15 protein-coding genes are annotated in these 17,031 nt (G+C 68.1%); 12 read left to right on the top strand and 3 right to left on the bottom strand.

The features are described 5' to 3' along the window. Nucleotides 1-59: 59 nt before the first annotated feature. Nucleotides 60-2,216 (top strand): DNA helicase II, encoded by a 2,157-nt coding sequence (gene uvrD, locus KUV67_07280; protein ID MBY6204680.1) that lies wholly within the window; start codon nt 60-62, stop codon nt 2,214-2,216. A 13-nt stretch (nt 2,217-2,229) separates the two neighbouring features. Here the strand turns inward: uvrD and KUV67_07275 are convergent, their stop codons facing one another. Continuing rightward, nucleotides 2,230-2,628, bottom strand: a complete 399-nt coding sequence (locus tag KUV67_07275; protein ID MBY6204679.1) for a hypothetical protein — start codon at nt 2,626-2,628, stop codon at nt 2,230-2,232. 125 nt (nt 2,629-2,753) lie between these two features. Between KUV67_07275 and KUV67_07270 the strand changes: the two genes are divergently transcribed. The 4 genes from KUV67_07270 to KUV67_07255 all read left to right on the top strand — a co-directional run bounded on the left by KUV67_07270 (nt 2,754) and on the right by KUV67_07255 (nt 7,840). After that, on the top strand, nt 2,754-3,629 hold the full coding sequence (locus tag KUV67_07270; GenBank protein ID MBY6204678.1) for an alpha/beta hydrolase: 876 nt from the start codon (nt 2,754-2,756) through the stop codon (nt 3,627-3,629). Further along, nucleotides 3,607-4,326, top strand: a complete 720-nt coding sequence (gene pyrF / locus KUV67_07265; protein MBY6204677.1) for an orotidine-5'-phosphate decarboxylase — start codon at nt 3,607-3,609, stop codon at nt 4,324-4,326. The genes KUV67_07270 and pyrF overlap by 23 nt, the downstream gene beginning before the upstream one ends. 255 nt (nt 4,327-4,581) lie before the next feature. Then, on the top strand, nt 4,582-7,146 hold the full coding sequence (gene plsB, locus KUV67_07260; protein MBY6204676.1) for a glycerol-3-phosphate 1-O-acyltransferase PlsB: 2,565 nt from the start codon (nt 4,582-4,584) through the stop codon (nt 7,144-7,146). 100 nt (nt 7,147-7,246) lie between these two features. Next, nucleotides 7,247-7,840, top strand: coding sequence for a TetR/AcrR family transcriptional regulator (locus KUV67_07255; GenBank protein MBY6204675.1), 594 nt, complete (start codon nt 7,247-7,249; stop codon nt 7,838-7,840). A 389-nt stretch (nt 7,841-8,229) separates the two neighbouring features. On the opposite strand, the gene KUV67_07250 is transcribed toward KUV67_07255, so the two are convergent. After that, on the bottom strand, nt 8,230-10,263 hold the full coding sequence (locus tag KUV67_07250; GenBank protein ID MBY6204674.1) for a sodium-translocating pyrophosphatase: 2,034 nt from the start codon (nt 10,261-10,263) through the stop codon (nt 8,230-8,232). Between the two features lie 321 nt (nt 10,264-10,584). Between KUV67_07250 and KUV67_07245 the strand changes: the two genes are divergently transcribed. Genes KUV67_07245 through hisB form a run of 5 tightly spaced genes read left to right on the top strand, consistent with a single transcriptional unit; the run spans nt 10,585 to nt 15,290 of the window. Beyond that, nucleotides 10,585-10,932: a trp operon repressor gene (locus KUV67_07245; protein MBY6204673.1), complete on the top strand. Its 348-nt coding sequence runs from the start codon at nt 10,585-10,587 to the stop codon at nt 10,930-10,932. Then, a complete protein-coding gene (hisG, locus tag KUV67_07240) occupies nt 10,929-11,828 on the top strand; it encodes an ATP phosphoribosyltransferase (protein ID MBY6204672.1) in 900 nt (299 codons plus the stop codon). The genes KUV67_07245 and hisG overlap by 4 nt, the downstream gene beginning before the upstream one ends. After that, a complete protein-coding gene (hisD, locus tag KUV67_07235; GenBank protein ID MBY6204671.1) occupies nt 11,825-13,135 on the top strand; it encodes a histidinol dehydrogenase in 1,311 nt (436 codons plus the stop codon). The genes hisG and hisD overlap by 4 nt, the downstream gene beginning before the upstream one ends. Continuing rightward, nucleotides 13,132-14,226 carry a histidinol-phosphate transaminase gene (hisC, locus tag KUV67_07230; GenBank protein MBY6204670.1) on the top strand — a complete coding sequence of 365 codons (1,095 nt, stop codon included), beginning with the start codon at nt 13,132-13,134 and terminating at the stop codon, nt 14,224-14,226. The genes hisD and hisC overlap by 4 nt, the downstream gene beginning before the upstream one ends. Then, the gene (gene hisB / locus KUV67_07225; GenBank protein MBY6204669.1) at nt 14,223-15,290 is read left to right on the top strand and encodes a bifunctional histidinol-phosphatase/imidazoleglycerol-phosphate dehydratase HisB; all 1,068 of its coding nucleotides are present in this window, start codon (nt 14,223-14,225) and stop codon (nt 15,288-15,290) included. Before hisC ends, hisB begins: the two co-directional genes overlap by 4 nt. A 164-nt stretch (nt 15,291-15,454) precedes the next feature. On the opposite strand, the gene KUV67_07220 is transcribed toward hisB, so the two are convergent. Then, nucleotides 15,455-15,613, bottom strand: a complete 159-nt coding sequence (locus tag KUV67_07220) for a hypothetical protein (protein MBY6204668.1) — start codon at nt 15,611-15,613, stop codon at nt 15,455-15,457. Between the two features lie 80 nt (nt 15,614-15,693). Between KUV67_07220 and hisH the strand changes: the two genes are divergently transcribed. Both hisH and KUV67_07210 read left to right on the top strand, forming a co-directional pair. Next, the gene (hisH, locus tag KUV67_07215) at nt 15,694-16,287 is read left to right on the top strand and encodes an imidazole glycerol phosphate synthase subunit HisH (GenBank protein MBY6204667.1); all 594 of its coding nucleotides are present in this window, start codon (nt 15,694-15,696) and stop codon (nt 16,285-16,287) included. Next, entirely contained in the window at nt 16,284-17,030 is a 747-nt protein-coding gene (locus KUV67_07210; protein MBY6204666.1) for a 1-(5-phosphoribosyl)-5-((5-phosphoribosylamino)methylideneamino)imidazole-4-carboxamide isomerase, read from the top strand. Before hisH ends, KUV67_07210 begins: the two co-directional genes overlap by 4 nt. Nucleotide 17,031 lies beyond the last annotated feature (1 nt).

Genomic DNA, 17,031 nt, shown 5'->3' with positions numbered 1-17,031 from the left:
TCTTCGGTTTCCCCGATTCTTCCGCGGTTTTCTCCCCCGATCCCGAATTGCAGACCCCGATGGACGTTTCCCACATTCTCGATCAGTTGAACGATGCGCAGCGCCAGGCGGTGACGGTCGGGGCGCCGCATTGCCTGGTCCTTGCCGGGGCCGGATCGGGCAAGACGCGGGTCCTGGTTCACCGGATCGCCTGGGTGATCCAGGTCGAGCACGCCTCGCCGATGTCGATCCTCGCCGTGACGTTCACCAACAAGGCGGCCAGCGAGATGCGCGGCCGGGTCGAAGAGCTGCTGAACATCCCGGCCTCGGGCCTGTGGATCGGCACGTTTCACGGCATCTGCCACCGGATCCTCCGGATGCATGCGGCGGAGGCAGGCCTCAATCCGACCTTCCAGATCCTCGATTCCGACGATCAGTACCGCCTGGTCCGGCGCACGATCCGGGAAATGCAGCTCGACGAGGGGGAGTACCCGCCTCGCGTGGTCCAGGGGTTCATCAACGCGCGCAAGGACGACGGCGTCCGTCCGGACCACATCGATCCGGGCGGCAACCCGCTGACCGCACAGATGGTCGAGGTCTACCGGACCTACCAGGCCGCCTGCGAGCGCTCCGGCCTGGTCGACTTCGCCGAGCTGATGCTGCGCACCGTCGAACTGCTGCGCGACAACCCGGCCCGCCTGACCTACTACCAGGGTCGCTTCGGCCACGTGATGATCGACGAGTTCCAGGACACCAACACGCTGCAGTACGCGCTCGTACGGCTGTTGGCCGGCGGCTCGGACTCCCGCCTGTTCGTGGTCGGGGACGACGATCAGTCGATCTACGGCTGGCGCGGCGCCCGGGTCGAGAACGTGCAGCACTTCGCGCGCGATTTCGAGCCCGAGGTCGTGCGGCTGGAGCAGAATTATCGCTCGACCAGAACCATCCTGGAGGCGGCCAACCGGGTCATCGACCACAACGACGACCGGATGGGCAAGAACCTGTGGACCGACGGAGAGCAGGGCGAGCCGATCCGGGTGTTCTCCGCCTACAACGAAGACGAAGAGGCCGAGTTCATCGTCGGCCGCGTCCAGGACTGGCTGGAATCCGGTCGCAGGGCCTCCGAAATCGCCGTGCTGTACCGCTCCAATGCGCAGTCGCGGATCTTCGAGCAGGCGCTGCTTCGCGCCGACATTCCCTACCGCGTCTACGGTGGGCTGCGCTTCTTCGAGCGCGCCGAGATCAAGGATGCGCTCGGCTACCTGCGAATGGTCCACAACCCGGACGATGACGCCGCGTTCGAGCGGGTGGTCAACGTACCGGCCCGCGGCATCGGCGAACGCACGGTGGCCGGCCTGCGCGATGCCGCGCGCGCCGAGGGCCGCTCGCTATGGGACACGGTCGAGCGGCAGCTCGGCGCCGGCGCCCTCGGCGGCCGGGCGCGCAACGCACTGGGCGCCTTCGTCGAGCTGATCCGCGCGCTGACCCGGGACGCTGAACAGACCGATCTCGGCGGCATCATGCACCGGATCCTCAAGCGCACCGAGTTGATCCAGCACTACCTGGCGCGGGAGCCCGCCGACCGGGCCGAAGCGCGGCAGGAGAACCTCGACGAACTGATCCGGGCGGCCGAGAACTTCGAGCAATCGATGGAGGACGAGCAGGCCGGCCTGAGTCCGACCGCCTCCTTCCTGACCCAGGCCGCACTCGAAGCCGGCGAGCACCAGGCCGAGAAGTGGCAGGACTGCGTCCAGCTGATGACCCTGCACTCGGCCAAGGGCCTGGAGTTTCCGATGGTGTTCATGGCCGGAATGGAGGAGGGCCTGTTCCCGCACCAGAAGTCGGCCGAGGAGCCCGGGCGCCTGTCCGAGGAACGACGGCTGGCCTACGTCGGCATGACCCGGGCGATGGAACTGCTGTACCTGACCCACGCCGAGTCGCGGCGCCTGCACGGGCAGACGATGTTCGGCCGACCGTCGCGTTTCCTCAACGAGCTGCCGCCCGATCTGGTCGAGGACGTGCGGCCGCGCATGCAGGTCAGCCAGGCGCGCGCACCGCGGGACGGCGGCGGCAATCTGCCCGGGCTGGGCAGCCGCGTCCAGCACGCCAAGTTCGGCGCCGGGACCGTGCTCTCCGTGGAAGGCCAGGGCGAGAACGCCCGGATCCAGATCAACTTCGACGAGGCCGGCCCGAAATGGCTCGTCGCAGGCTACGCGGGGCTGGAGCGCATCGCCTGAGCCGAAGCGACTCTCAGACGCCGCGTTCGTAGAAGCGCGCGACCTGGATCGGCGGATTGTGCTTGCGATCCTCCGCGCGCCGACCCGGGACGCTGTTCGACAGGCGACCGACGATCTTGAGCTTCCGGCCCGCCCGCTGGACGACGAGCTGGACCTTCGGCATGGCGCGGAGCGCCTGTCTGCACAGGACCACCCGCTCCTTGATGTCTTCGTCGATCTCCGGCGAGACGGCGACTTCGATGGGCTCCGAGCCGTCCAGCGGAATCAGCAGACCGGACCGGAACTCGCCTTCCAGCGAGCGCTGCTCGACGAAGGTGCCGAAACTCAGTCCGCCTAGCATCTTCTCGGCCGCCTCGCGCTGCTCGTCGGTCACGCCAGGCTCGAAGATATCGTCCGTATCACGCTTGGTCATGCTGGGACTCCCACCCCGTCTCTCGGTCGCGGTCGCGGCGGGCCGATACCGTCTCGGATGCCGCCCCGGACCCGCTACACTACTGCATTGTCGCCCGACCTGTCCATGCTGCCGCGTCCCTGCCGATGACCCGCGTCGCCCCCGTTGAACTGACCCTGCCGGCGACCGGTGCACGGCTTGCCGGCCTGCGCGCGGTTCCCGCCGCGTCGACGTCGGGTGCCCCGCGCGTGCTGGCCCTGCACGGCTGGCTCGACAACGCATTGACGTGGCGCGCAGCGCTCGACGGCCTGGACGGAATCGAGGTGGTCTGCATCGATTTCCCGGGCCACGGCGCGTCGCCGCCGCGTCCGCCCGCGGCTCGATATCACTTCGACGACTACGTGTTCGACGTCCTCGGCGCACTCGACGCGCTGGGCTGGGACGACGCCCACCTGCTGGGGCACTCGCTGGGCGGGGCCGTGGCCTCGGTCACTGCGGCTGCGTGCCCCGAGCGCGTGCGATCGCTGAGCGTGGTCGAAGGCCTGGGACCGCTGACCGCGCCCAGCGATCGAACGGCCGGGAACTGGCGCAAGGCGGTTCGTACGGCGCGCGAGCGGCCGCGCCGCGTCCATCCGGACCGCGCATCGGCCGTGGACGCACGGGTCCGGAACTCGGATCTTCCGCGCGCGGCCGCCGAGCGCCTGGCCGAGCGCGGGCTCGACGAGGTCGACGGCGGCTGGCAATGGCGCCACGACCAACGGCTGACCTGGCCTTCGACCCAGCGATACACGGAAGCCCAGGTGCTGGACCTGCTGGCCGCGATCGATGCGCCGACCCTCTGCGTGCTCGCGACGCCGCGATCGCGCCTGCTGCCCGCCGGCCTGATGGAGCGCAGAGCCGCCGCCGTGCGGAATCTGCACCTGGTCGAAATCGAGGGCGGCCACCACGTCCACATGCAGCAACCCGACGCCGTTTCCCGACGAATCAAGGATCACATCCATGTCCACGACACCGGCCATTGACGACCACGAACGACTGATCTTCGCCCTGGACGTCCCCGATGCGGAGCGCGCGCGAGCATTGATTCGAGCGCTCGGCGACCACGTCAGCCACTACAAGCTGGGTCTCGAGTTGTTCCTGTCGGGCGCCTACTTCGAACTGGCCGACGAGTTGAACGCTGCCGGCAAACGGGTGTTCGCCGACCTCAAGCTGTTCGACGTTCCGGCCACCGTCGGCCGGGCCGTCGCCCAGCTGGCGCGACGAGGGGTCGATTTCATCACGGTCCACGGACAGGACGCGATGCTGGCCGAGGCCGCCGCGAACAAGGGCGCGGCCCGCATCCTGGCGGTCACTGCGCTGACCAGCCTGGACCAGGGCGACCTCGACGCCCTGGGGTTCGACTGCGACGTTGCCGACCTCGTGCTCTCGCGCGCCCGACGCGCGCTGGCGCTGGGCTGCGACGGCGTGGTGTCGTCGGGCCTCGAGGCCCCGGCCCTGCGCGCCGGGACCGACCCGGCCCTGGTCGTGGTCTGCCCGGGAATTCGTCCGGTCGCCAACACCGACGATCAGAAGCGCACGCTCGGAGTCGCGCAGGCCTTCGCCAACGGGGCCGACTACATCGTGGTCGGCCGTCCGATCCGCGATGCCGAGGACCCCGCGGCAGCGGCCGAAGCCATCCAGACGCAGATTCGTGCGGCAATAGGCGCTGATAATCAATAATTTAGCCCTGTTTCCCAAGGTATTGCATTCAAAGGCGGCCTCAGGTTATTATTTCTGCGCGTCGAGTCGTCGCCGCGACCCGACAGCAAGCGACAACAACATCCAACAAGCGTGTCGCCATGATCACGTGGGGATGAATCCGGTTCCGACCGGTTTGCAGGCAGGACGCTCTCGTCCTGCCTCTTTTTTTGCCCCGGGTCCGACCCCGGGACCGGGTGGTAAACTTGCGCCCCGTTCGCAACCGCCAGACCCGCGATGCCTCCCGTCCCCGCCCACCGCCGCGTTCCCGGCCAGACCCTGCTCGCGCTCGGTCAGTGGTGGCGCGCGCTGTGGCGACGCGTCCTGCATTGGTGGGTACGGGCCACGGTGCTTCCGGAAGACGTCGACGAGCTCGATCTCGACGACGGCAAGCCGACTTTCTACATTCTCGACACCTACGCGCTGACCTCGCTGCTGATCACCGAGCAGATCTGCATCGATCGCGGCTGGCCTCGGCTCGACCGCGAGTTCCACCACGACGGGGTCGATCTGCCGCGCAGCTACGGCGCGAGCCGGCGCCACAAGGGGCTGCTGGTTCGCCGCCCGGTGCGGCGGCGCCATTCGCTCATGCTCAAGGAACTGATCGAAGCGGTCGACGACGAACGGATCGACGACGTCCGGATCGTCCCGGTGTCGGTGCTGATCGGGCGCGCGCCGGACAAGGAGCAGTCGATCGCCAAGATCCTGTTTTCCGAGAACTGGGACGTCGGCGGCCGGCTGCGCCGCCTGCTGACCACCGTGATCAACGGCCGGGCGACCTTTGTCCAGTTCGGCAAGCCCGTGTCGCTGGCCGAGATCGCTCGCGAAGGCCAGGGCGCCGAGATGGACCTGCGCCGCATCAGCCGCCTGCTCCGGGTGCACTTCAAGCGCGTCCGCACCTCGGCGATCGGCCCCGATCGTTCGCACCGCCGAACGCTGGTCGACCGGGTGGTCCACGCCGACAGCGTTCGCCACGCGATCGCCCAGAAGGCCAAGCGCGACAACATCGAAATCCACAAGGCCGAGGCCGAGGCGCGAAAGTACGCGCGCGAGATCGCGGCAGACTACTCCTATTCCTTCGTGCGCATCGCCGAGCGCCTCCTGGCCTGGTTCTGGAACCGGATCTACCGCGGCGTCGAGGTGTTCCATTTCGGCCAGTTCCGCGACGCCCAGCAGGGTCACGAGATCGTGTACGTGCCCTGCCACCGCAGCCACATCGATTACATGCTGCTGTCGTTCATTCTCTACCGGCGAGGCTTCGTGCCCCCGCACATCGCGGCCGGCATCAATCTCAACCTGCCCATCGTCGGCCGCTTCCTGCGCTTCGGCGGCGCATTCTTCCTGCGGCGCTCGTTCAGGGCCCAACCGCTGTACTCGGCGGTCTTCAACGAGTACGTGGCGACCATTCTCGACAAGGGCGTGGCGCTGGAGTACTTCATCGAGGGCACGCGGTCGAGGACCGGGCGTTCGCTTCCACCGCGCGCAGGCATGCTGTCGATCACGGTCCGGGCCTTCCTGCGCAGCCGCAAGCGGCCGGTGCTCTTCCAGCCCGTCTACATCGGCTACGAGCGACTTGCCGAGGGCAGCTCCTACATCTCCGAACTGTCGGGGCGCGAGAAGAAGCCGGAGTCCCTCTCCGACTTCCGCAACGTGATCAACATCCTGCGCAAGAACTACGGCCAGGTCCAGGTAAGCTTCGGCGAGCCGATCCGGCTCAGTCCGCTGCTCGACCGGCACTGTCCCGACTGGGCCGACCAGGACTACGACCCCGACGCCAAGCCCGAATGGTTGCCGAAGGTGGTCAACGAGCTGGCCGACGGCATCATCGTCAACATCAACAAGGCCGCGCACGTCAACCCGGTCAACCTCCTGGCCGCGGCACTGCTGGCCACGCGCAAGCACGCCCTGGACCAGGACGACCTCGAAGCGATGATCGGCGTCTACCAGCGGCTGATCCGGATGACCGCCTACTCGGACCGGATCACGATCACCGAACTGACGCCGGGACAGGTCATCGAATACGGTCTCGACCTCGGCATCATCGAGCGGCACGCGCACGAGCTCGGCGACATCATCAAGGTCGAGCCGCGCAACGCCGTCCTGCTGACCTACTTCCGCAACAACATTGCGCACCTGCTGGCGATGCCTGCGTGGATCGCCTGCTGCTTCCTCAACAACCTCCGGGTGCGGAAGACCCGGGTCCGGCGACTCAGCGAGGCGGTCTACCCGTTCCTGAAGAAGGAACTGTTCCTGCCCTGGGCGCCGGAAGAAGTCCCGGTGATCATCCAGCGCTGCACCGACGCACTGGTCCGCCAGGGCCTCCTGGGCATGAGCGGCGACTATCTCCAGCGCACGCCGGGCGGTTCGGACCAGACCTACTACCTGCGCCTGCTCGGCAACACGATGCTGCAGACCTTCGAGCGCTACTACATCACGATTGCCGTGCTGGCGAAGAACGGCTCGGGCAAGCTCAGCCGTCAACAGCTCGAACAGCTGTGCACGCTTTCGGCACAGCGTATTTCGATGCTGCACGAGTTCGACGCGCCGGAGTTCTCCGATCGGACTCTCTTCAAGCAGTTCATCGAGTCGCTGCAGGACATCCAGGTGCTGGGTCGCGACGAGGGCGGCAACCTGACCTTCGACCGCAGGCTGGAAACCTTTGCACGCGATGCCAAGCTGGTGCTCGACAAGGAAGTCCGGCACACGATCATCCAGATGACGCCGCGGGTCCTGGAGCTCGAGAAGCGGCGCGCGAAAGCCGCGGAGCCGAGCGCGAAGACGGGCGGATCCGCATCCGCCTGATCGCCCGGGCAGGCATCGACCGTGCCGCCCGTTCGCCACGCGCGATGATCACGCTCGGCGCGCACCGCCGCAGTGTCCGGTGCACTGCTAGAATGGCGCCATGAGCGCAGTCACTCCGGCAGTACCGGCCAGCGAGCGAACCACCCTTACGGCGGCCGATTGGGAACAGGCGGCGCTCGACCTGATCGCGGAAAAGGGCCTGGGCGGGCTCGGCGTCGAACCGCTGGCGCGTCGCCTCGGCATCACCAAGGGCAGCTTCTACTGGCACTTCCCGAAGCGCGACCAGCTGCTCGAACAGGCGCTGGCACGCTGGGAACGGCAGGACAACGAATCGCTGGCGCGCTCGCTGGACTCCGATCTGCCGGCGGCGGAGCGGCTCGCCGAGTTCATCCTCCGTACATCGCGGCAGAACCGGAGCCACCAGATCCACGCCGCCCTGTGCGCTGCCAGCGACGACCCGCGCGTCAAGCCCATGCTCGAACGGATCACGAAGCGTCGGCTCGATTATCTGGCCAAGGCGTTCCGCGAACTCGGCCTGGACGACGAAGCCGCCCGACATCGGGCCCGGCTGACCTACACCAGCTACGTCGGCTACATCCAGCTCCAGACCCGTGGCATGGCACCCGAGCGCGGCACCGACGAATTCGAAGCCTACGTCCGCCACGCCATCGACACCCTCCTCACCCCGCGCTGAATCTGCTTCTCCCTGCCGCGCGTTTCGGCGGTTCCTGCGATCCATCGGGCACGGTTCTCGAGAGGATGGACGCGAAGGCGCAAAGAAGCGAAGGCTGCGAAATAACCCTGCAAGGGATGCAGTCACCGAGGTTCTTTCACCGGATCGAGCGGCTTGCTGGGCTCTGCACTTTCGCTGCCGATTCCGCTTGATCCCTGATGGGTCGGAGTCGCCGGAATCACTGAAGCGTACTCTGCGCCGTCCTCAAGACAGGCCTTTTCCATGTCCTGTCGTTTTTCTTGCGCCCTTTGCTCCTTTGCGCCTTCGCGTCCATCCTCTTGAAGTTGCTGCACAAGGGCAAAAAAAGCGCGGCCCGGGGCCGCGCTTTTCGTACTGCCTGATGGCGCCGATCAGTGGAGCAGGGGCGCGATCACGAGGCTGACGATGGCCATCACGTTGATGAGGATGTTCATCGACGGGCCCGAGGTGTCCTTCAGCGGGTCGCCGACCGTGTCGCCGACCACGTTCGCCTTGTGGGTCTCGGAACCCTTGCCGCCGAAGTTGCCCTTCTCGACGTGCTTCTTGGCGTTGTCCCAGGCGCCACCGGCGTTGGCCATGGTCAGCGCCAGCAGGACCGCGGAGATCAGCGCACCGCCGAGCATGCCGCCCAGCGCTTCCGGGCCCAGGCCGAAGCCGACGGCCACCGGTCCCAGCACGGCGAGGGCCGCCGGCAGCAGCATCCGCTTGATCGCCGAGGTCGTGGCGATGTCGACGCAGCGGGCCGCATCCGGCGTGGCGTTGCCTTCCAGCAAGCCGGGGATCTCGCGGAACTGGCGGCGAATCTCGGTGATCATCTCGAACGCTGCGGCGCCGACGGCCGTCATCGTGATCGACGCGACGATGAACGGGAACAGTCCGCCGATGAACATGCCGATCAGAACCATCGGATCGGAAATCGCCAGCACGAAGTCGGTCATGTCGTGCTGGATCTCCGCGATGTAGGCCGAGATGATGGTCAGCGCGGCCAGCGCCGCAGCGCCGATCGCGAAGCCCTTGCCGATGGCCGCGGTGGTGTTGCCGAGCTCGTCGAGCGAGTCGGTGATCTTGCGGGTGTCCTCGCCGAGTCCGGCCATTTCGGCGATTCCGCCGGCGTTGTCGGCAACCGGTCCGTAGGCGTCAATCGCCATGGTCATGCCGACGGTGGCCAGCATCGAGACCGCGGCGATGCCGACGCCGTACAGCTCGGCCTGGGCGTTGGCGACGAAGATCATCGCGCAGATCGTCAGGATCGGAATCAGCACCGACTGCATGCCGGTCGCCAGGCCGGAGATGATCACGGTCGCAGGACCCGTCTCACCGGACTTGGCGATCTCGCGGATCGGCTTGGCGGCCGTGTAGTACTCGGTCGACAGGCCGATGATCACGCCCCCGACCGCGCCGACGATGGTCGCGATCCAGACCCCGGACTGGATGTCCAGGTAGCCGATCAGGAACCAGGCCAGGGCGACGAAGCCGGCGGCCGCGGAGATCGTCCCGATGCGCAGGGCGACTTCCGGGCTCTTGCCGGCCGACATGCGGACCAGGCCGATCGCCAGGATCGAGCAGACCAGGCCGAGCGAGGCCAGCAGCAGCGGCAGGCCCATCAGCGCCTCGCCCGGACCCATGCCCGGAACGATTGCCGCGCCGCCGGCCTGCTTGACCATCACGGTGGCCAGCGCGACCGAGGCGATCATCGCACCGCAGTACGACTCGAAGATGTCCGAGCCCATGCCGGCCACGTCGCCGACGTTGTCGCCGACGTTGTCCGCGATCACGCCCGGGTTGCGGGGATCGTCTTCCGGGATTCCGGCTTCGACCTTGCCGACCAGGTCGGCGCCGACGTCGGCGGACTTGGTGAAGATGCCGCCACCGACGCGATAGAACAGCGCGACCACGCCGGCGCCCATGCCGAAGCCGTGGATGCGGTGCGCGGTCTCCGGGTCGGTGCCGAAGATCAGGTAAAGCGTACCCAGACCGAGCAGGCCGAGCGAGGCGAGCACCAGGCCCATCACGGAGCCGCCGTAGAAGGCGACGGTCAGCGCGCGATCGGTGCCGAAGTTGTGCGCGGCCGAGGTCGTGCGGACGTTGGCGCGGGTCGCGGCGATCATGCCGAAGTAGCCGGCGATCGCCGAACAGAACGCACCGACCAGGAACGAGATCGCGGTCTCGATGCCGAGGCCGGAGAAGGCCAGCGCGATGAACAGCACCGCGACCGAACCGCCGATCATGAGAATCTCGCGACGCATGAAGGCCATGGCGCCATCCTGGATCAGCTTGGCGATTTCGGCCGGCTTACCGTCCATGACCGGATAGCGCATCATCGCGGTGAAGATGACGAATGCCGTGATCAGCCCGACGATGCCGAGCGCCGGCGGGATCAGACTCATGTCCATGTTGTCTCCCAGACTTGTTTTAGGTTGCGATTGGGTTCAAAGGATCGATTCGCGCGGCTCGAAGCTGCGCATCGAGAGAGGCTTCGCGGAATCGGCGCGCCCGGGGAGTCCCCCATGGCGGGCACAAAATCGCTGCATTCTAGCCGTTTCCGCTGCCGCAGGGCAAACTTCGCCCAGCGACGTCCCCCGTCCGCCCCGGCGGCGGTGGATTTTTCGGCGCCCGGCGGGGCGGATGGGGCCGGCGTGATAATGTGATAACGCGTTAATACGCCAGTGTGCTAGTATGCTGGACAACTACCGAGCCAGCCGGCGCGATCGCGCGCCAGACCCGCCATGAAACAACTCGACGAACAGCACCTGAAGGCCAACCGCGCCGCCCGGAACAGCCTGGCCGAAGCATTCAATGCGATGCGGACGCCGGACGAGGTCCGCTCGCTGCTGCGCGATCTGACCACGCCCGCCGAGCTCGAAGCCCTGGTCGACCGCTGGCGCGTCGTCCAGCTCCTCGACGCGGGCCTTCCGTATCGGGAGATCCACGAGCGAACCGGCGTCAGCGTCACCACCATCGGTCGGGTCGCCCGCTTCCTCGAAATGGGCCACGGTGGCTACCGGTTGGCCCTGAACCGCCTGCAGGGCGAAGACGCCCCCGCCCCGTCCTCGCCGGGAGACCCGAACGCATGAACACCGAACGCCGCCTCAAGATCGCGATCCAGAAGTCCGGGCGTCTGTCCGAGTCCTCGCTGAAGCTGCTCGAACGCGCCGGCCTGCACTTCGCGCGCAGCAAGGACAAGCTGTTCTGGTACGGACGCAACCTGCCGGTCGACCTGCTGCTGGTGCGCGACGACGACATTCCCCGGCTGCTGCTCGAGGGGGTCTGTGAACTCGGCATCGTCGGAGAGAACGTCGCCGCCGAGAAGGAGCTCGAGGCCGCGCAGCGCAGGCCCGGCGCCGCCCTGGACACGCTGGCACCGCTCGAGTTCGGCCACTGCCGCTTGATGCTGGCGCTGCCGGAAGACCAGGACTACACCGGCCCGAAGCAGCTCGAAGGCCGCAGGATCGCAACGAGTTATCCGCAGTTGACGGCACGATGGCTGCAGGAAAACGGCGTTTCCGCGGACATCGTGACGCTCAACGGGGCCGTCGAGATCGCGCCCAGTCTCGGCACCGCCGAGGCGATCGTCGATCTGGTGTCGACCGGCACCACGCTGCGCGCCAACCACCTGAAGGCCGTGGCGACGGTGCTCGAAAGCCAGGCCGCGCTCTACCGCGGCGCATCGACGCTGGACAACGAACAGCAGGCCCTGCTCGACAAGCTGGTCCAGCGCATCCAGGGGGTGCAGACCGCGCGCGAAACCAAGTACGTGATGCTGCACGCCCCGCGCGAGCGCATCGACCGGATCTCGGAGGTCCTGCCCGGCGCCGAAACCCCGACGATCCTGCCACTGGAAGGCCAGCCCGGCCGCGTCGCGATCCACGCCCTGTGCACCGAGCAGGTGTTCTGGGAGCACCTGGAAGAACTCAAGCAGGCCGGCGCCTCGGCCATCCTGGTGCTGCCGGTCGAGAAGATGCTCGCATGAGAATCGTCGACTGGACCACGCTGGACGCGGGCGAGCGCGCGGACCTGCTGCGACGGCCGCGGCTGGAGACCGATGCCGAGCTGACCCGCGCCGTCGCGGACATCATCGGCGAGGTCCGGGCCGGCGGTGACGCGGCGCTCCAGAACTGCACGCGCCGCTTCGACGGGGTCGAATCCGTCGAGCTCTGGCAGCCGGTGGAATCGCGGGCGCCGCTCGACCCGGAGCTCGAGGCGGCGATCGACCGGGCCATCGAGACCGTGCATGCGTTCCATGCCGCAGGCCGGCCGTCCGATTACGCGATCGAGACCGCGCCGGGCGTTCGATGCGCAATGCGCTACGTGCCGTTGAGTCCGGTCGGCCTGTACGTTCCGGCCGGCTCCGCGCCGCTGCCGTCGACGGCCATCATGCTGCTGGTCCCTGCGCGGCTCGCCGGCTGCCGCCGGATCGTCCTGAGCACGCCGCCGAACCTCGAGGGGCGGGCCGACGACGCAGTGCTGGCGGTGGCGGCCAGGCTCGGGCTGGACAAGGTGCTGGTGGCCGGAGGCGCACAGGCGATCGCCGCGATGGCCTACGGGACCGAATCCGTGCCGGCCTGCGCCAAGCTCTACGGCCCCGGCAACCGCTTCGTCGCCGAGGCCAAGCGCCAGGTCGCGCTCGACGTCGACGGCGCGGCCCAGGACCTGCCGGCCGGCCCCTCGGAAGTCATGGTGCTGGCCGACGCGAGCGCGAACCCGGACTGGGTCGCGCTGGACCTGCTCAGCCAGGCCGAGCACGGTCCGGATTCGCAGGTCCTGCTGGTCACCGACAGCGCCGCGCTGGCTAACGCCGTGCCCGACGCCGTCGCGCAGCGCCTGGAAACGCTCCCGCGCGCCGAAGTGACGCGAAAAGCCCTCGAACATGCAGCGATCATCGTCGTAGAGGACATGAACGCCGCGATCGAGGTCAGCGAGCTCTACGCCCCGGAACACCTGATCATCGCGACCGGGGACGCCGATGCGCAGGCGGCGCGGATCACCACGGCCGGATCGGTGTTCGTCGGCCACCACACGCCGGAATCGCTCGGCGACTACATCTCGGGCACCAACCACACGCTGCCGACCGGCGGCTGGGCGCGCACGCACAGCGGCCTGGGGGTGGCCGATTTCCTGCGCCGGATGACGGTCCAGACGGCCAGCCCCGAGGGCCTGCGCACGCTGGGCCCGCCCGGCGCGCGCCTGGCGGCGCACGAGCGGCTCGATGCGCACCGGTTAGCGATCACGGTGCGGCTCGACGCCCTGCAGCCGGACGCTCGGGAGCGCGACGCATGACCACGGACTTCGACGCCTTGGCCCGCCCCGAGATCCGTGCGCTGACCCCGTATGCGTCGGCGAGGGCGCTGGCCGATTCGGCGGGCATCCTGCTGAACGCGAACGAGAACCCGTTTCCCTCACCGGGCGACCCGGGCCAGGGGTTGAACCGCTACCCGGAGCCGCAGCCGCCGGTCCTGCGCCGTCGCCTGGCCGAGATGTACGAAGTCGACGAGGACCGCCTGCTGATCACGCGCGGCAGCGACGAGGGCATCGACCTGCTGATCCGCGTCTTCTGTGCACCCGGCGATCCGGTGTTGGTCATGCCGCCGTGCTTCGGCATGTACGCGCTTTCGGCGCAGGTCCAGGGCGCGACGGTGGTCGAGGCGCCGCTGGTCGAGCAGGAGGGAGACTTCGAGCCCCCCGCTGACCTGGTCGAGCGGGCCGCTGGCTGCAAGATCGCCTTCCTGTGTTCGCCGAACAATCCCACGGGGAACACCCTGACTCCCGAACTCGTCGATTCGGTCTGCCGGGCGATGGACGGGCGCGGCCTGGTCGTGGTCGACGAGGCCTACGTCGAGTTCCAGGCAGCGCCGTCCTTCACCCGGCGAATGCGCCGGCACGGCAACCTCGTCGTGCTGCGCACCCTGTCCAAGGCCCATTCGCTGGCCGGCTGCCGCCTGGGTTCGGTCATCGCGGACCCGGCCGTCATCGGCCTGCTGCGCCGCATCATCGCGCCGTACCCGCTGCCCACGCCGACAGTGAATACGGCGCTTTCCGCGCTGACACCGGATGCACTGGCCGCGCAGGCGAAGTCGCTGGCGACGCTGGCCGACGAAAAGCAGCGGCTGGTCGAGTCCCTGCGCAAGACGGACTGGATCTCCGCCATGTGGCCGGGCGAGGCCAACTTCGTGCTCGTTCGCGTGCCCGACGCCGCGGCCCTGATCGAGGCCGCGGCCGACGCCGGCATCCGGTTGCGCAACCAGTCGGCCCAGCCGGGCCTGGACAACTGTGTCCGGATCAGCGTTGGCGCGCCGGCCGAAAACGATGCCCTGATCGAATTCCTGGGCCGCTGGCGCCCGGCAAATCAACGGACGGAAACGCCACCATGAGTACCCGGAAGATCCTGTTCATCGACCGCGACGGCTGCCTCATCGAAGAGCCGGCCGACGAGCAGATCGACAGCTATGAGAAGTTCCGGCTGATGACGGGGGTGATCCCCGCGCTGCTGAAGCTCAAGGCCGACGGCTATCGCTTCGTGATGGTCAGCAACCAGGACGGCCTGGGCACCGACGCGTTTCCGGAAGCCGACTTCCGTGGCCCGCACGAACTGCTGCTCCAGATTCTGAGTTCGCAGGGAATCGACTTCGACGCGATCCACATCGACCGCTCCTTCCCGGACGACTTCGCACCGACCCGCAAGCCCGGCGTCGGCATGCTGCTGGACTACCTGCGCGACCCGGACCTGGACCGCCGTCGCTCGGCGGTGATCGGCGACCGCGAGACCGACCTCCAGCTGGCCGAGAACATGGGCATCGCGGGCTTTCGCGTCGGCCCGGGCGGAAAATCCTGGGCGGAGATCGCAACCGCCCTGATCGACGCGCCGCGCGTCGCCACGTCCGAGCGCCGGACCAACGAGACCGCGATCCGCGTGGCCGTCGACCTCGACGCCACGGGGCCGGTCGAGAATCGCACCGGCATCGGCTTCTTCGACCACATGCTCGACCAGCTGGCCGCCCACGGCGGCTTCTCGCTGAAGCTGGCTTGCGACGGCGATCTGCACATCGACGAACACCACACGGTCGAGGACTGCGCGCTGGCCTTGGGCCAGGCCCTCGACGAAGCGCTCGGCGACCGGCACGGCATCGGCCGCTACGGCTTCACGTTGCCGATGGACGAATCGCTGGCCAGCGCGGCGATCGACCTGTCCGGACGGCCGGCCTTCGTCCTCGACGGCGCGTTTCCGCGCGAGTCGGTCGGCGGCCTGCACACGGAAATGGTCCAGCACTTCTTCCAGTCGCTGGCCCAGGCGCTGCGCTGCGCGATCCACCTGAAGATCACCGGGGAGAACACGCACCACATGGTCGAAGGCTGCTTCAAGGCCGTCGGCCGCGCCCTGCGCCCGGCGCTGGCCCGCGGCCAGGGCGGCATGCCCTCGACCAAGGGCATGCTCTGATGGGCATACTCAAGACGAAAACATTGACCGCAGATGGACGCAGATGGACGCAGATGAGATCGCGTGAAGGACAATCGGCTCGTCGCCCCCCGTCCTTCTCGCTTCTCGTCGCGCCTTCGCGTCTTTGCGCTCATCATCTAGAGCTTTTTCGCTCTTGTCTGCGTTCATCTGCGTTCATCTTCGGTTTCATTGCCGATTTCAAGCGCAAATCGCCGACCACGGATGAATGCAAAGCGATGCAGAGTGCTCGCCATCGCGAACACGCAGGGTCTACCAGTGAATTCGCTTTTCTCTTCGCGCCTTTGCGCCTTGGCGCCAATCATCTAGAAGATTCTTGCTCTTATCCGCGTCCATCTGCGTCCATCCGCGGTTCCAATTGCTTTTCCGCGGCAGGAGCAAGCCGGTGACGCTCGCGGTGATCGACTCGGGCGGGGCCAATCTCGGCTCGGTGGTCCAGGCGCTGAACCGGATCGGCGCCGAGGCCGTGCTGACCAGCGACGCGGCCACCATCCGCGGCGCATCGCGAGTCATCCTGCCCGGCGTCGGCGCGGCGGCCTGGGCGATGGGGGCCCTGCGCGACGCGGGCCTGGTCGAGGTGATCCGCGGCCTCGAGCAGCCGGTGCTGGGCATCTGCCTGGGGCTGCAGCTGCTGTTCGAGCGCTCCGAGGAAGGCGACGCCGAGTGCCTCGGCCTGATTCCCGGTCGAGTCCGCAGGCTGGCCGGCGGCGACGGTCTGCGCCTGCCGCACATGGGCTGGAACCAGCTCGACTGGCGGCGCGACGATCCGCTGTCCCGGGGCATCGACAGCGACGCGTGGTTCTATTTCGTGCACGGCTACGCGGCATCCGCCGACGGGCCGCCCTGCGTGGCGTCGAGCGAGCACGGCGAACGCTTCGCGGCCATCGTTCGCCACCGGAACTTCGCGGCCTGTCAGTTCCATCCCGAGAAGTCCGCCGGACCGGGCCGCCAGTTGCTGAGGAATTTTCTCGACTCATGATCGTCATCCCCGCACTCGACCTGCGCGACGGCGGCGTGGTCCGCCTGCAGCAGGGCGACTACGACCGGGAAACCCGCTACGCGCTCTCTCCGGTCGGCCAGGCCCGCGCCTATCGGGACGCCGGAGCGAGACTGCTGCATCTCGTCGACCTGGACGCGGCCCTCGAAGGGGGCGCGGGCAACCTGGCCGTGATCACCGAAATCACCGGAGCCCTGGATATCCCGGTCCAGGCCGGCGGCGGCGTACGCAGCGAAGACGACCTGGCGCGCCGGCTCGACGCCGGCATCGACCGGGTCGTGCTCGGCAGCCTCTGCGTGCGCGAACCCGAACGCGTCGTCGAGTGGATCGATCGCTACGGCGCCGATCGAATCGTTGCCGGCCTCGACGTCCGACCCACCGACGACGGACGGTGGATTCCCCAGGCGGCCGGCTGGACCGAAGCCGGCGAAACGGACCTGTTCACGTTGCTGGAGCAGCTGTGCGTGGGCGGCCTGGTCCACCTGCTGTGCACCGACATCACCCGCGACGGGATGCTTGCCGGCCCGAGCACCGAGCTGTATGCGGACCTCGCCGACCGCTATCCGGACCTCCGCATCCAGGCCTCCGGCGGCGTCGGCGACCCGACCCACCTCGAGGCTGCCGCGGCCACCGGCGTGGCCGGCTGCATCGTCGGCCGGGCCCTGCTCGAAGGCCGCGTGCCGCTGGACCTGCTGGCCGGTCCGCTGACGGGGACAGCTTCGTGAG

The sequence above is a fragment of the Halomonas denitrificans genome, assembly GCA_019800895.1.
Taxonomy (GTDB): Bacteria; Pseudomonadota; Gammaproteobacteria; order Xanthomonadales; family Wenzhouxiangellaceae.
The sequence above is the reverse complement of the archived record's forward strand: the minus strand, read 5'-3'. Positions and strand labels throughout refer to the sequence as shown.

Coding starts and splice junctions, on each gene's coding strand:
- uvrD (MBY6204680.1), top strand. CDS start 60: ATGGACGTTTCCCACATTCTCGATCAGTTGAACGATGCGCAGCGCCAG.
- KUV67_07275 (MBY6204679.1), bottom strand. CDS start 2,628: ATGACCAAGCGTGATACGGACGATATCTTCGAGCCTGGCGTGACCGAC.
- KUV67_07270 (MBY6204678.1), top strand. CDS start 2,754: ATGACCCGCGTCGCCCCCGTTGAACTGACCCTGCCGGCGACCGGTGCA.
- pyrF (MBY6204677.1), top strand. CDS start 3,607: ATGTCCACGACACCGGCCATTGACGACCACGAACGACTGATCTTCGCC.
- plsB (MBY6204676.1), top strand. CDS start 4,582: ATGCCTCCCGTCCCCGCCCACCGCCGCGTTCCCGGCCAGACCCTGCTC.
- KUV67_07255 (MBY6204675.1), top strand. CDS start 7,247: ATGAGCGCAGTCACTCCGGCAGTACCGGCCAGCGAGCGAACCACCCTT.
- KUV67_07245 (MBY6204673.1), top strand. CDS start 10,585: ATGAAACAACTCGACGAACAGCACCTGAAGGCCAACCGCGCCGCCCGG.
- hisG (MBY6204672.1), top strand. CDS start 10,929: ATGAACACCGAACGCCGCCTCAAGATCGCGATCCAGAAGTCCGGGCGT.
- hisD (MBY6204671.1), top strand. CDS start 11,825: ATGAGAATCGTCGACTGGACCACGCTGGACGCGGGCGAGCGCGCGGAC.
- hisC (MBY6204670.1), top strand. CDS start 13,132: ATGACCACGGACTTCGACGCCTTGGCCCGCCCCGAGATCCGTGCGCTG.
- hisB (MBY6204669.1), top strand. CDS start 14,223: ATGAGTACCCGGAAGATCCTGTTCATCGACCGCGACGGCTGCCTCATC.
- KUV67_07220 (MBY6204668.1), bottom strand. CDS start 15,613: ATGATTGGCGCCAAGGCGCAAAGGCGCGAAGAGAAAAGCGAATTCACT.
- KUV67_07210 (MBY6204666.1), top strand. CDS start 16,284: ATGATCGTCATCCCCGCACTCGACCTGCGCGACGGCGGCGTGGTCCGC.